Raw genomic sequence first — 13,785 nt, 5'->3', positions numbered from 1 at the left:
CTATCGCACGGGGGTGGCGGCGCCGGAGGCCAGCTCGTCGGCGAACTCCGCCCGGACCCGCTTCGTGGCTCGGTGCTCGGACCAGAAGGAGAGGACCGGGACGGTGCCCATCAGCAGGGTGACGAGCATGAAGGGCATGTCCCAGCGCGCCTTGCGGGCCAGCGAGAAGGCGAAGATCAGGAACAGCATGTAGAGCCAGCCGTGCAGGGTGCCGAGCCAGCCGGTGATGAACTCGCCCAGCTCGTCGGCCCGGCTGCCCTCGTCGAACCAGTTCGGCGTGCTGGGGATGAAGCCCCACATCTCGGAGCCGTCGAAGTTGGAGAGCGGGACGCCGACGAGGCACAGGACGATGAGCAGGACCCCGACCGTCCAGGCCATCACGCGGTAGCGGGTCAGTGCGGACTTCACGCTTCGAGGTTACCCGCGGGTTGCAACCGCTCCTCACGCGCCCGGGCCACCTCGTCGGCGCACCAGCGCAGCCAGATGAAGGCCGCGAACGCGGCGAAGATGAACCACTCCACCCCGTAGAGCAGGTTCTTCAGGCCGGTGCTGGCCGCGACGTCGGGCAGCTGCTCCAGGTCGACCGGGGCCAGGCCGTCGGCGGCCTCGGTCACCTCGGCCGCCGCGGCGCGCTCGGGGTCGAGGACCAGGTACCCGCCGTACAGGTCCTGGTCGACGTGCTGGATCGCGTCGGCCATCCGCATCTGGGGGATCACCGCGTCGCTCGAGTCGTCGTCGACGACGCCGCTGGTCCCCTCCGGCGGCTGCAGCCAGCCGACCAGCTCGACCGGTCCCTGCGGGGCGATGGTGTCCTCGGCGGGGTCGCTCACCCAGCCGCGCACCACCAGCAGCGCCGGGGCGGTCGCGGGATCAGTACCGGGGCCGCTGCCGACCGCGACCGGCGTGACGGCCCAGTAGCCGTCGTCCTCCCCGTGCGGGCGGTCGGACACGTAGAGGGTGGAGTCGGGCAGCCAGGTCCCGCTCACCTCGACCGAGCGGCCGACCTCGGCCTTGGGGAACGGCTGGTCGGGGCCCAGTGCGTCAGCCAACGGCACCGGCTCGAGCGCCTGGCGGTTGGTGGCCTCGTCCTCGCGCTGCTCCTGCCAGGAGCCGAGCTGCCAGAAGCCGAGGAGGACGGCGATCGACACGAGGACGAGCGCCAGCAGGTGGGCCCCCAGAGCCACCGGGCGGAACAAGGGGGAGAGTGACACGACCAGAGTCTAGGTCGGGCGACCCAGCGCTCTCCCATCGCCAGGAGCTGCCGGGGCAGTGCCACCGGGGCAGTGCCACCGGAGCAGTGCCACCGGGGCCGTGCCGCTCGGGAAATGAAGAGAAGCCCGGAGTGGAGCCTCCAGGCTTCTCAGTGGAGCCTAGGGGACTCGAACCCCTAACCCCCTGCTTGCAAAGCAGGTGCGCTACCAATTGCGCCAAGGCCCCGTGGCGACGTCCGATGCTCCGGACGGCCGACGAGCGTGCAGGTCAGGCCTTCTCGACGGAGTCCGTGGCCTCTGCCCACAGGGCCTGCTCGGTCCGGCCCTCGTCGATCTTCTTCTTGGCGAGGGCGACACCGGCCGCCGCGAGCAGGACCAGCACGAGCTTCTTCACGGTGTTCTCCTCGTCTTCGCCCCGACGCGCCCGCGGCGTCCGTCGCGGGGTCTCGACCAGGGGGTGGTGGGCCTAACAGGACTTGAACCTGTGACCTCTTCCTTATCAGGGAAGCGCTCTAACCGTCTGAGCTATAGGCCCGTCTCCGGCAGAGCCGGAAGACACCACCGCACGAGGCGGTGACCGCGGGGAACACTACCTGATCGGGTTCGGGAGGGACAAAAGCGGCCCTCTCCCGACGCCCTCCCGCGCGCCCCGGCTGCAGGGCGCGGGAGGCGATCAGCGCTGGTCCTCCGCGAGGGTGACCTCGATGCCGCCGAGCAGCGCCGCGGACATGTTGTAGAGGAACGCCGCCAGCGTGGCGATCGCGGTGATCAGGATGACGTCGATCGCCGCCACCAGGGCGGTGAAGCCGAGCACCCGGGACATCCCGACGTACTCGGTGATGTCGAAGGCGCTGGGGGAGTCCTTCGGGTCGGCGACGCTGGCCACCGTCTCGTTGATCGACTCCCACACCCCCGCCGCGCCCAGCACCGACCAGATGATGGTGACGGCCACGAAGGTGACGATGCCGAAGGCCACCGAGAGCAGGAACGAGGTCTTCATCACCGACCACGGGTCCAGCCGGGTCAGCCGCAGCCGCGCCCGCCGCGGCTGCTTGGCCCCGGCCGTCGAGGGCCGCATGGTGGCGGTGTTGCGATGCTCCTCCGCCGCCTTGCTCAACGTGGCGCCGATCCGGCCCGGCAGGGCCGAGCGCATCACCGTGTCCTCAGGTCCGCGCTTGCGCGCCTGGGCTCCCTCCGCCATCAGGAACCATCCTCAGGGGTCTCGGGTGTCTCGGTCTCGGGCTCTGCTGCGTCGACCTGCGCTGCGTCGACCTGGTCTGCATCGGTCTGGCTCTGCTCGAGGTCGCCCCCGTCCGGAGCCGCACCCTCGTCCTCGATTGTTGCATCCTCGCGGGCTTCCATCGAGCGGGCAACCACGACGACCGAGTCGCCGGCCTTGGGGGAGACGAACTTGACCCCCATGGTCGAGCGCCCGGTGGGCCGGAAGTTCTCGTTGATCGGGCTGCGCACGACCTGGCCACCGGCGGTGATCGAGAGGATCTCGTCACCCTCCTCGACGATGAACGCGCCGACCAGCTGGCCGCGCTCGGCGTTGGCCAGGGACATCGCCCGGATGCCGATGCCGCCGCGCGACTGCACGCGGTACTCCGGGATCGGGGTGCGCTTGGCGAAGCCGCCGTCGGTGATGGTGAAGACGTACTGCGGGTGCAGGCCGAACCAGGGACCCTGCTCGCCGACCGGCTGCTCGCCGCCGCCGGCGGTCGTGGCGGCCGCCTCCTCGACCGAGACGCCGGCCTCGCCGGCAGCATCCTCCGCCTCGACCTGGGCGGCCCGGATGATCGACATCGACAGCAGCGAGTCGCCGTCCCGGAACTTCATCCCGGTCACGCCGCCCGTGGCCCGGCCCATCGGCCGCAGCTGGGAGTCGTCGGCGCGGAACCGCACCGCCTGGCCCTTGCGGGAGACCAGCAGGATGTGGTCCTCGGAGTTGACCAGCTCGGCGCCGATCAGCTCGTCGTCGTCGTGGCGGAAGTTGATCGCGATCACGCCGGCCTGGCGGGGGGAGTTGTAGTCGCCCAGCCGGGTCTTCTTCACCAGGCCCTGCTTGGTGGCCAGCACCAGGTACGGCGCCTGCTCGTAGTCGCGGATCGCCAGCACCTGGGCGATCGACTCGTCGGGCTGGAAGGAGAGCAGTCCGGCGACGTGCCCGCCCTTGGCGTCGCGCGAGGCCTCGGGCAGGTTGTAGGCCTTGGTCCGGTAGACCCGGCCGGCGGTGGTGAAGAAGAGCAGCCAGTGGTGGTTGGTGGTGGCGATGAAGTGCTCCACCACGTCGTCACCGCGCAGGGTCGCGCCGCGCACGCCCTTGCCGCCGCGCTTCTGGATCCGGTACTGGTCGCGCCGGGTGCGCTTGGCGTAGCCGCCCCGGGTGATGGAGACGACCAGCTCCTCGTCGGGGATCAGGTCCTCCATCGAGAGGTCGCCGTCGGCGGCGATGATCTGGGTACGCCGGTCGTCGCCGTACCTCTCCGACACCTCGGTCAGCTCGTCGATCACGATCTGCCGCTGGCGGGGCTCGTTGGCCAGGATGTCCTTGAGGTCGGCGATCTCGCGCTCGAGCTCGGCGAGCTTGTCGATGATCTTCTGCCGCTCCAGGGCCGCGAGACGACGCAGCTGCATCGCCAGGATCGCGTCCGCCTGGATCTCGTCGACGTCGAGCAGGGCGATCAGCCCCGTCCGCGCCTCGTCCACGTCGGGGGAGCGGCGGATGAGCGCGATCACCTCGTCGAGCATGTCCAGGGCCTTGACCAGGCCGCGCCAGATGTGGGCGTCCTCCTCGGCCTTGGCGAGCAGGAAGCGCGTCCGGCGCTGGATGACCTCGATCTGGTGGGTCACCCAGTGGCTGATGAACTGGTCGATGGTCAGGGTGCGCGGCACGCCGTCGACCAGGGCCAGCATGTTGGCGCTGAAGTTGGACTGCAGCTCGGTGTGCTTGAACAGGTTGTTGAGCACCACCCGGGCGACCGCGTCGCGCTTGAGCACGACGACGAGCCGCTGGCCGGTGCGCGAGGAGGTGTCGTCGCGGACGTCGGCGATGCCCTGGATCCGGCCGTTGTCGACCAGCTCGGCGATCTTGAGCGCCAGGTTGTCCGGGTTCACCATGTAGGGCAGCTCGGAGATCATCAGGCAGGTGCGGCCCTTGGCGTCCTCGTCGATCTCCACCACGGCCCGCTGGGTGATCGACCCCCGGCCGGTGCGGTAGGTCTGCTCGATCCCCTGGCGGCCGACGATCAGCGCGCCCATCGGGAAGTCGGGGCCCTTGATCCGCTCGATCATCGCCTCCTGCAGCTCCTCGCGCGAGGCGTCGGGGTGCTCCAGCGCCCAGATCGCGCCGTCGGCGACCTCGCGGAGGTTGTGCGGCGGGATGCTGGTGGCCATGCCGACCGCGATGCCGGCCGATCCGTTGACCAGCAGGTTGGGGAACCGGCTGGGCAGGATGGTGGGCTCGGAGGAGCGGCCGTCGTAGTTGGGCTGGAAGTCGACCGTGTCCTTCTCGATGTCACGGACCATCTCCAGGGCCAGCGGAGCCATCCGGCACTCGGTGTACCGCATGGCGGCCGCGGGGTCGTTGCCCGGCGAGCCGAAGTTGCCCTGCCCGTTGATCAGGGGGTTGCGCATCACCCACGGCTGGGCGAGCCGGACCATGGTGTCGTAGATCGCGGAGTCGCCGTGCGGGTGGTACTGACCCATCACGTCGCCGACGACGCGGGAGCACTTGGAGAAGCCGCGGTCGGGGCGGTAGCCGCCGTCGTACATCGCGTAGAGGATCCGGCGGTGCACGGGCTTGAGGCCGTCGCGCACGTCGGGCAGCGCCCGGCCGACGATGACGGCCATCGCGTAGTCGATGTAGGAGCGCTTCATCGACGTCTGCAGCTCGATCGGCTGGATCCGGCCGTCGTCGTCGCCGCCGCCGTGGATCGTGGTGCCGCCCGTGGGAGTGTCAGTCACGTGTTCGTCTCTCTTGATCGGTTGATCTACTCGAATCTAAGGTTTTCGCTAGAACCCTAGATATCGAGGAATCGGACGTCCTTGGCGTTGCGCTGGATGAAGGAACGGCGCTGCTCCACGTCCTCGCCCATGAGGATCGAGAAGATCTCGTCGGCCTGGGCCGCGTCGTCGAGGGTGACCTGCAGCATCAGCCGCTGGGTCGGGTCCATCGTGGTCTCCCACAGCTCGTCGGCGTTCATCTCGCCCAGACCCTTGTACCGCTGCACCGGGTTCTCCTTGGGCAGCTTCTTGCCCTGCTCCAGGCCGTCGCGCATCAGGGTGTCGCGCTCGGTGTCGGAGTAGACGAACTCGTGCTCGTGCGGCTTGTTCCAGCGCAGCCGGTAGAGCGGGGGCTGCGCCATGTAGACGTAGCCGTGCTCGATCAGCGGCTTCATGAACCGGAAGAGCAGCGTCAGCAGCAGGGTGTTGATGTGGTGGCCGTCGACGTCGGCGTCGGCCATCAGCACGACCTTGTGGTAGCGCAGCTTGTCGAGGTCGAACTCCTCGTGGATGCCGGTGCCCAGCGCCGAGATGATCGCCTGGACCTCGGCGTTGCCGAGCACCTTGTCGATCCGCGCCTTCTCGACGTTGAGGATCTTGCCGCGGATCGGGAGGATCGCCTGGATCCGCGGGTCCCGGCCCTGCTTGGCCGAGCCGCCGGCGGAGTCACCCTCGACGATGAAGACCTCGCACTCGCGGGGGTTGGTCGACTGGCAGTCGGCCAGCTTGCCCGGCAGGCCGCCGCCGCCGAGCAGTCCCTTCCGGTTGCGGGCCAGGTCGCGCGCCTTGCGCGCGGCCATCCGGGCCGAGGCCGCGGCCTGCGCCTTGCGGATGATCTCCTTGCCCTCGTTCGGGTTCTGCTCCAGCCAGGCGCCCAGCTGGTCGTTGACCACCCGCTGGGTGAAGCCCTTGGCCTCGGTGTTGCCGAGCTTGGTCTTGGTCTGGCCCTCGAACTGGGGCTCGCCCAGCTTGATCGAGATGATCGCCGTCAGGCCCTCGCGGATGTCGTCGCCCGAGACCCGGTCGTCCTTCTTCTTGACCAGGCCCCACTCCTCGCCCCAGTGGTTGACCAGGGAGGTCAGCGCGGCGCGGAAGCCCTCCTCGTGGGTGCCGCCCTCGTGGGTGTTGATGTTGTTGGCGAAGGTGTGCACCGACTCGTTGAAGCTGGTGTTCCACTGCATCGCCACCTCGAGGCTCATGTGGCTCTGCGCGCCGGCCGGCGTCTGGGCCTCGAAGGAGATCACCGAGGCGTTGGCCGCCTCCTTGCGCCGGTTGAGGTGCTCGACGTAGTCGACGATGCCGCGGTCGAACTTGAACCGGCGCTCGACCCCGCCGCCGGCGGCCCGGCGCAGGGCGTTGTCGCCCGGCTCGTCGACCTCGTCGGGGACGGTCGCGTCCTCGACGGCGTCGGCCACCGCCTCCGCGGCCGGGCGCTCGTCACGGATGACGATCTCCAGGCCCTTGTTGAGGAAGGCCATCTCGCGGAGCCGGTTGGTGATCGTCTCCAGGTCGAACTCGACCGTCTCGAAGATGTCGGGGGAGGGGTAGAAGATGATCGTGGTGCCGGTGCGCTCGCCCTCCTCCATCGGCCGGACCTCCGCGAGGTCGGCCTCGGGGACGCCGATGTGGAACGACTGGCGCCACAGGTGGCCCCGGTTCTTCACCTCGGCGATCACCCGGGTCGAGAGCGCGTTGACCACCGAGATGCCGACACCGTGCAGGCCGCCGGAGACCTTGTAGCCGCCACCGCCGAACTTGCCGCCGGCGTGCAGCATGGTCAGCGCCATGGTGAGGGCGGAGATGCCCTCGGTCGGGTGGATGCCGGTGGGGATGCCTCGGCCGTTGTCCTCGACCCGGACTCCGCCGTCGTCCTGCAGGGTCAGCACGATGCGGTCGCAGTGGCCGGCCAGGGCCTCGTCGACGGAGTTGTCGACGACCTCCCAGATCAGGTGGTGCAGACCACGGGCACCGGTCGAGCCGATGTACATGCCGGGGCGCTTGCGGACCGCCTCGAGGCCCTCGAGCACCTGGATCGCGGAGGCGTCGTACTCGCCGTCGCTCGCCGTGCTCGACTGGCCGGTGTTCAGGTCTTCGACTGGCGACTCAGCACTCACGCGGTCCCTCTTCCACTCGCCCGCTGCGGGGCATCTCGACACACAGAAAGCCGCGACTACCAGAGTCCGCGACCCAGCGTCCAGTTTAGCGGTTCTCGACCCCGGAACCACGCATCAACGTCTCAGTTGGGGAGGAAGCGGAGAGAATTTCGGCCCTGAGGGGCTCGGGAAGGCCCCTTCCGGCCCCGATCAGGGGTCCGGACGACTCCCTGTACGTCCGAGGGGCTCTCAGATCGGCATTTCAGCGGTTCGGCGTCCCAGCAGCCCCGGCCTCACCCGTAGGTGTCGCGTGGCCCCCGGCCCCGGGTCGAGCGCAGGCCCTTCTTCCACGACGGCAGGTGCGGGCCGAGCACCTCGATCAGCACCACGGTGCCGTCCCCGAGCTCGCCGTTGAGCCGGCGCACGACCGCCGGCGCGAGCAGTCTCAGCTGGGTGGCCCAGGCGGTGGAGTCGGTGCGGACCACGAGCTTGCCGTCGACCAGGGTCTCCGGGGTGGAGTGGTCGCCGATCTCGCCGCCGACCAGCTCGGCCCACCGGGCGAAGACGCTCTGCACCTGCAGGTCGGTCTCCCAGGCGCGGGAGCGGACCAGCCGCTCCAGCGCGCTGCCCAGCAGCTGGGGGTCGCGGTCGTCGGGGTAGGCGCCCGAGCTGAGGCTGCGGCCGCGGGACCTGGGGGCGAAGGCGCTGCCGCTGCCGCTGCCCGGACGCTTCCGCCGGGCGGGGGCGGCACCGGGGAGCCGGGAGGTGGCGCGGGCCTGCGCCCGGGCCAGGTCCAGTCCTTCGGGACGCGGCTCGTCCGGTCGGTCGGGGAGCCCGCCCGGCTCAGCGGGCCCGGGCTTGCCTGCCTGCCCGGTCCCGCCCTGCTCAGGATGCCGGCCCTGCTCGGGCTCCTCGGGCCGCTGGGGGGAGTCAGGCACGCCGCACCTCCCCGTCGCCGACGTGGAACCTGGCACCCGCGAGGGCCTCGGGCACGTCCTCGGGCACCGCCGCGGTGACCAGCACCTGCTCTGCGCCCGCGACCAGCTCGGCCAGCTGCTGGCGCCGGCCCGTGTCGAGCTCGGCGAAGACGTCGTCCAGGATCAGGATCGGGTCGTCGCCCTCGCTGCGCAGCAGGTCGTAGGAGGCCAGCTTGAGGGCCAGCGCGAACGACCAGGACTCCCCGTGCGAGGCGTAGCCCTTGACCGGGAGCCGGAGGTCGCCGTTGCCCAGGGTCAGCAACAGGTCGTCGCGGTGCGGTCCCACCAGCGAGACCCCGCGGTCGAGCTCGTCGCGGCGCCGGACCTCGAGCTCGGCGAGGATCCGCTCCTCCAGCGCCGCCGGGTCGCGGGTGGCGGGGTCCAGCTCGAACGAGCAGCGGTAGTCGATCTCGGCGTCGTCGCGCGAGGCCCCGCGGGCGACCGCCTCGTAGGCCTTGCCGACGTACGGGCGCAGCGCCTCGACCAGGGCGAGCCGCTCGCCGAGCAGCTCCGCGCCGACGCGGGCCAGGTGGGCGTCCCAGACCACCAGGGTGGAGAGCGCCGACTCGGCCGACGAGCCGCCTCGGCGCGCGGCGCCGGCGGTCTTCAGCAGCGAGTTGCGCTGGCGCAGGATCCGGTCGTAGTCGGCCCGGGCGCCCGCCAGCCGGGGGGTACGCAGCACCAGCAGGTCGTCGAGGAACCGCCGCCGGTCGCTCGGGTCACCCTTGACCAGGGTGAGGTCCTCGGGGGAGAAGACCACCGTGCGGACCAGCCCGAGCAGCTCGCGGGGGCGGGGGAGCGGGGACCGGTTGATCCGGGCACGGTTGGCCCGCCCCGGGTTGAGCTCGACCTCGAGGGTCGCCGGCCGCCCGTCCTTGACCACGACCGCGCGGACCAGCGCCTGGTCGGCGCCGGAGCGGACCAGGGGGGCGTCGGTGGCGACCCGGTGCGAGCCGAGCCGGGAGAGGTAGTCGATCGCCTCGACCAGGTTGGTCTTGCCCTGGCCGTTGCGGCCCACGAACGCGGTCGCCCCCGGCTCCAGCGCGACGTCGAGGTCGGCGTAGGAGCGGAAGTCGTGGAGCTGGAGGTGCGAGACGTGCACGCAGGCCTAGCTCTCCGCCGGCTCCGAGTCGGAGCCGGCACCGGCCGCCCGGGCCTCGGGGGCCTCGTCGGGTCCGGTCTGGCCGGCCACGTCGCCGCCCTCGGGCGCCGGGGTGTGCATCGCGTGCCCGCCGAACTGGTTGCGCATCGCCGCGATCGCCTTCATCGCGGGGCTGTCGTCCTGCCGGGAGACGAACCGGGCGAAGAGCGCGGCGGTGATCGCCGGGACGGCCACCGAGTTCTCGATCGCCGCCTCGACGGTCCACCGGCCCTCCCCGGAGTCCTCGGCGTAGCCGCGGATCCCCGCCAGGCCGGGCTCCTGGTCCAGCGCCGCGACCAGCAGGTCGAGCAGCCAGGACCGGATGACCGTGCCCTCGCGCCACGAGCGGAGCACCTCGGTGGTGTTGTCGACGAGGTCTGCGGCCTCGAGCAGCTCCCAGCCCTCGGCGTAGCTCTGCATGATCGCGTACTCGATGCCGTTGTGGACCATCTTGGAGAAGTGCCCGGCACCCACCTTGCCCGCGTGCACGGCACCGAACTCGCCCTCGGGCTTGAGCGTGTCGAAGGCCGGTTGCACCTTCGCGACGTCCTCGGGGGCACCGCCGTACATCAGGGCGTAGCCGTTCTCCAGGCCCCAGACGCCGCCGGAGACGCCGCAGTCGACGTAGCCGATCCCCTTCTCGGCGAGCTGGGCGGCGTGCTCCAGGTCGTCGGTCCAGCGCGAGTTGCCGCCGTCGACGACCACGTCGCCGGCCTCGAGCAGGTCACCGAGCGCGGTGACTGTCTGCGCGGTGGCCTCGCCTGCCGGCACCATGACCCAGACCACGCGCGGGGCGTCGAGCCGGTCGACCATCTGCTCCAGCGAGTCGACGTCGCGGCGCTCCGGGTCGTGGTCGAAGCCGACCACGGTGTGCCCGCCGCGCCGCAACCGCTCGCGCATGTTGCCGCCCATCTTGCCGAGGCCGACGAGTCCGATCTCCATGCGTGGGTCCTCCGAGTGGGGTCGCGACCCGGCGCCGTTCGGCGCCGGGGGATGCCTAGGAGAGAAGTCTCCTCGGCATCAGCAGGTAGCGGAAGGAGTGCTGGCTCCCGTCGCCGTCGGTCGAGGAGATGACCACCGGCTTGGAGGCCTGGGTGAACGCCAGGTCGACCTTCTCGCCGTCCAGGGCGCTCAGGCCGTCGAGCAGGTACGCCGGGTTGAAGCCGGTGACGATCTCGTCGCCCTTGATCTCGGCCTCGATCGCCTCGGTGGCCTGGGCCTCGTCGCCGGACTGGGAGTCGAGCACGACCTCGCCGTCGGCGAACTTCATCTGGACCGCGGTGTTGCGCTCGGCGACCAGGGCGACGCGCTTGACCGTGTCGATCAGGTCCTGCTTGCCGACGGTGGCCACGGTCAGGTGCTCGGCCGGGAACAGGCTGCGCACCTTGGGGAACTCCCCGTCGAGCAGCCGCGTCGTGGTGCGGCGTACGCCGTCGGCGCTGGAGCCCTCGAAGCCGATGATGCCCTCGCCGCCGGCACCGGCGATCGAGATGGTGACGTCGCCCTGCAGGGTCTTGGCGGTGTCGCTGAGCACCTTGGCCGGGACCAGCGCGGCGAGCGAGGCGTCGGTCTGGTGCGGGGTCCAGGTGAGCTCCCGGTGGGAGAGCCGGAACCGGTCGGTGGCCAGCAGCGACATCCGGTCGCCCTCGATCTCGATCCGGACGCCGGTCAGCACCGGCAGCATGTCGTCACGACCGGCGGCGGTGACCGCCTGGGAGACGGCGCGGGCGAACTCCTCGCCCTTCACCACGCCGCTGGGCGCGGGGACGGTCGGCAGCGCGGGGTAGTCCTCGACCGGCATGGTCTGGAGGCTGAACCGGCCGGAGCCGCACTTGATCTCCAGCTTGGCGCCGACCAGCTCGCAGTCGACCGGCTTGTGCGGGAGGCTGCGGCAGATGTCGGCCAGCAGGCGTCCGCTGACCAGCACCCGCCCGTCGTCGGCGACGTCGGCGCGCAGCTCTGCGCGCGCCGAGGTCTCGTAGTCGAAGGAGGACAGGACGAGGCCCTCAGGCGTCGCCTCGATCAGGAGGCCGGCGAGCACGGGTGCACTGGGGCGCACGGGAAGGCTGCGGGCAGCCCAGGCGACGGCGTCGGCGAAGACGTCGCGGTCGACGCGGAACTTCACTTCGTTCCTCCGGATCTTGTGGTTCGAGCGTGGGTGAATCCTGCCATGCTGCCGGGTCTTCTGTCCCCGCGGTGTCGGAGCCCCTCGATGCGTTCGTCCCCAGGAAGCGGGCCGGATGGTTGTTGAGGAGATTCCGTCCATGGATAGGTGAGTGGTTGTCATAGGGGTTGGGGATTCTGTGGAGAACTCCCGTCGTGGCTGGTCAGCGGCTCGCGAGCCTGTGCGTCCAGCCTGTGCAGTCGCTGTGGACCCCTGCAGCCGGGTGTGGGCGGGCCGAGGTCGTTCGTCCGGCGGTGCGCAGGTGTGCACAGGGGTGTGCAGGAGACCGGGGGTCGAACCACAGGAATTTCACAGGCCCGACGAGCCCGATCTCGCACCACAGGAGTCCTGTAGTACGCCGGCCGGGCTCAGCCCTGGCGCGCCTGCATCTTGATCCGGTTGGTGAGCTCGCTGACCTGGTTGAAGACCGCGCGGCGTTCGGCGAGCAGCTGGTTGATCTTCCGGTCGGCGTACATCACCGTCGTGTGGTCGCGGCCGAACTCCTTGCCGATGCGCGGCAACGACATGCTGGTCAGCTCACGGCACAGGTACATGGAGATCTGCCGGGCCAGCACCAGGTGCCGTCCGCGGCTGGGACCGGTGAGGTCCTCGATGCTGACCCCGAAGTACGCCGCGGTCTGGGCGATGATCAGCGGCGAGGTGATCTCGGGCTCGCCGCCTTCGGGGATCAGGTCCTTGAGCACGATCTCGGCCAGGGTCATGTCGACCTCCTGGCGGTTGAGGTTCGCGAACGCCGTGACCCGGATCAGCGCGCCCTCGAGCTCGCGGATGTTGGTCTGGATCTTGGAGGCGATGAACTCGAGCACGTCCGGTGGCGCGGTGAGCCGGTCCATCGCGGCCTTCTTGCGCAGGATCGCGATGCGGGTCTCCAGGTCGGGCGCCTGGACGTCGGTGATCAGGCCCCACTCGAACCGGTTGCGCAGCCGGTCCTCCAGCGCCTCGAGCAGCTTGGGCGGACGGTCGGAGGTCAGCACGATCTGCTTGTTGGCGTTGTGCAGCGTGTTGAAGGTGTGGAAGAACTCCTCCTGGGTCTGGGTCTTCCCCTCCAGGAACTGGATGTCGTCGATCAGCAGCACGTCGACGTCGCGGTACCGGCGCTTGAACCGGTCCTGCCGGTCGTCGCGGATCGCGTTGATGAACTCGTTGGTGAACTCCTCCGAGGAGACGTAGCGCACCTTGGCCCCGGAGTAGAGCGAGCGCACGTAGTGACCGATCGCGTGCAGCAGGTGCGTCTTGCCCAGGCCGGACTCGCCGTAGACGAGCAACGGGTTGTACGCCTTCCCCGGCGCCTCGGCCACGGCGACCGCGGCGGCGTGCGGGAACCGGTTGGACGAGCCGATGACGAAGGTCTCGAAGGTGTACTTCGGGTTGAGGCGGGTCTCCAGCGCACTGGGGGCGCTCGGGTGCGAGCTGACGTGCGAGCCGTGGAAGCCGGGCTGGATCTGCTGGGGAGCGCCGCCGAGGGGGGTGCCCCGTGAGTCGCCGTGCTCGGGCAGGTCGCCGAGGCGGCGGTCGGGGAACTCCGAGCCGTGCGTCATCGGCACGACGTTGGACTCCCAGGGGTTTGTCGACATGTCGTCTTGATGACTTGTCGCCTCGTCCGGCATGGCGGGCGCCCGGTCCTCCAGTGCCGGGTTGACCGTGACGGCGATCCGGATCTCCCGCTGGAAACGCACGCTCAGCGCGTCCTCGAGCTGGGCCCGGAGCCGGCCCTCGAGCTGGCCGCGGGTGAAGTCGTTGGGGACGGCGACGATGGCGGTGCTCTCGTGCAGCGTGACCGGCTCACTGGCGCGGAGCCAGGCGCGCTGGTTGGGCTGGAGCTGCTCGACGACGCTGCGCCACACGGTGTTCAGGTCCACCGGTTCGTTCTCCACGTCTCTCCCTCAACGGTCGTCCTGGTCACGGGACCGTCCTGCGACGGTCATGAGGGTGTCAGGCCCGGACGGGTCGCTGGCCGCTCATCGCTCCACAACTTTATCCACAGGTGTGCATCTTGCCCCATTCGTCCCGGGACCGTTGGGCCGTCCGTCCCGGCGCGGCTCCGGCTGTCACGCATCCCTGCAGGTCAGAGCAGGTTTTTTGGGGACAAGTGACGCAGGTCACTTCGCCTGGGCAGGCACCTGACGGGGTCCTCGTTCCGGGGCGCCGGCGGTCGGGGACTTCCGGCATGTGG

Annotated in this window: 11 protein-coding genes and 2 tRNA genes; all 13 read right to left on the bottom strand. The window is 70.3% G+C overall.

The window, feature by feature from the left end; all coding sequences use genetic code 11:
- Complete coding sequence (locus H8838_RS00060; protein WP_224766278.1) at positions 1-408, bottom strand: DUF3817 domain-containing protein; 408 nt, start codon at positions 406-408, stop codon at positions 1-3.
- A complete protein-coding gene (locus H8838_RS00055) occupies positions 405-1,211 on the bottom strand; it encodes an SURF1 family protein (RefSeq protein WP_181310093.1) in 807 nt (268 codons plus the stop codon). Before H8838_RS00055 ends, H8838_RS00060 begins: the two co-directional genes overlap by 4 nt.
- Positions 1,212-1,364: 153 nt before the next feature.
- Positions 1,365-1,437: transfer RNA gene (locus tag H8838_RS00050), tRNA-Ala, on the bottom strand.
- 42 nt (positions 1,438-1,479) lie between these two features.
- The gene (locus H8838_RS19895; RefSeq protein WP_219923894.1) at positions 1,480-1,605 is read right to left on the bottom strand and encodes a DLW-39 family protein; all 126 of its coding nucleotides are present in this window, start codon (positions 1,603-1,605) and stop codon (positions 1,480-1,482) included.
- Between the two features lie 64 nt (positions 1,606-1,669).
- A tRNA-Ile gene (locus tag H8838_RS00045) sits at positions 1,670-1,746 on the bottom strand.
- A gap of 138 nt (positions 1,747-1,884) precedes the next feature.
- A complete protein-coding gene (locus tag H8838_RS00040) occupies positions 1,885-2,412 on the bottom strand; it encodes a DUF3566 domain-containing protein (RefSeq protein WP_181310094.1) in 528 nt (175 codons plus the stop codon).
- Positions 2,412-5,090 (bottom strand): DNA gyrase subunit A, encoded by a 2,679-nt coding sequence (gene gyrA / locus H8838_RS00035; protein WP_219923964.1) that lies wholly within the window; start codon positions 5,088-5,090, stop codon positions 2,412-2,414. The genes H8838_RS00040 and gyrA overlap by 1 nt, the downstream gene beginning before the upstream one ends.
- Positions 5,091-5,233: 143 nt before the next feature.
- The gene (gene gyrB / locus H8838_RS00030) at positions 5,234-7,330 is read right to left on the bottom strand and encodes a DNA topoisomerase (ATP-hydrolyzing) subunit B (RefSeq protein ID WP_181310096.1); all 2,097 of its coding nucleotides are present in this window, start codon (positions 7,328-7,330) and stop codon (positions 5,234-5,236) included.
- 272 nt (positions 7,331-7,602) lie between these two features.
- Positions 7,603-8,247 (bottom strand): DciA family protein, encoded by a 645-nt coding sequence (locus H8838_RS00025; RefSeq protein WP_181310097.1) that lies wholly within the window; start codon positions 8,245-8,247, stop codon positions 7,603-7,605.
- A complete protein-coding gene (gene recF, locus H8838_RS00020; protein WP_181310098.1) occupies positions 8,240-9,388 on the bottom strand; it encodes a DNA replication/repair protein RecF in 1,149 nt (382 codons plus the stop codon). Before recF ends, H8838_RS00025 begins: the two co-directional genes overlap by 8 nt.
- 6 nt (positions 9,389-9,394) lie before the next feature.
- On the bottom strand, positions 9,395-10,369 hold the full coding sequence (gene gnd, locus H8838_RS00015; protein WP_185995546.1) for a phosphogluconate dehydrogenase (NAD(+)-dependent, decarboxylating): 975 nt from the start codon (positions 10,367-10,369) through the stop codon (positions 9,395-9,397).
- Between the two features lie 55 nt (positions 10,370-10,424).
- Positions 10,425-11,552 carry a DNA polymerase III subunit beta gene (gene dnaN / locus H8838_RS00010; RefSeq protein ID WP_181310100.1) on the bottom strand — a complete coding sequence of 376 codons (1,128 nt, stop codon included), beginning with the start codon at positions 11,550-11,552 and terminating at the stop codon, positions 10,425-10,427.
- Positions 11,553-11,959: 407 nt separating this feature from the next.
- Positions 11,960-13,486, bottom strand: a complete 1,527-nt coding sequence (gene dnaA / locus H8838_RS00005) for a chromosomal replication initiator protein DnaA (protein WP_224766277.1) — start codon at positions 13,484-13,486, stop codon at positions 11,960-11,962.
- Between the last annotated feature and the right edge of the window lie 299 nt (positions 13,487-13,785).

The organism is Nocardioides campestrisoli (assembly GCF_013624435.2).
Lineage (GTDB): Bacteria > Actinomycetota > Actinomycetes > Propionibacteriales > Nocardioidaceae > Nocardioides > Nocardioides campestrisoli.
This window is presented reverse-complemented; position numbering and strand designations above follow the sequence as displayed.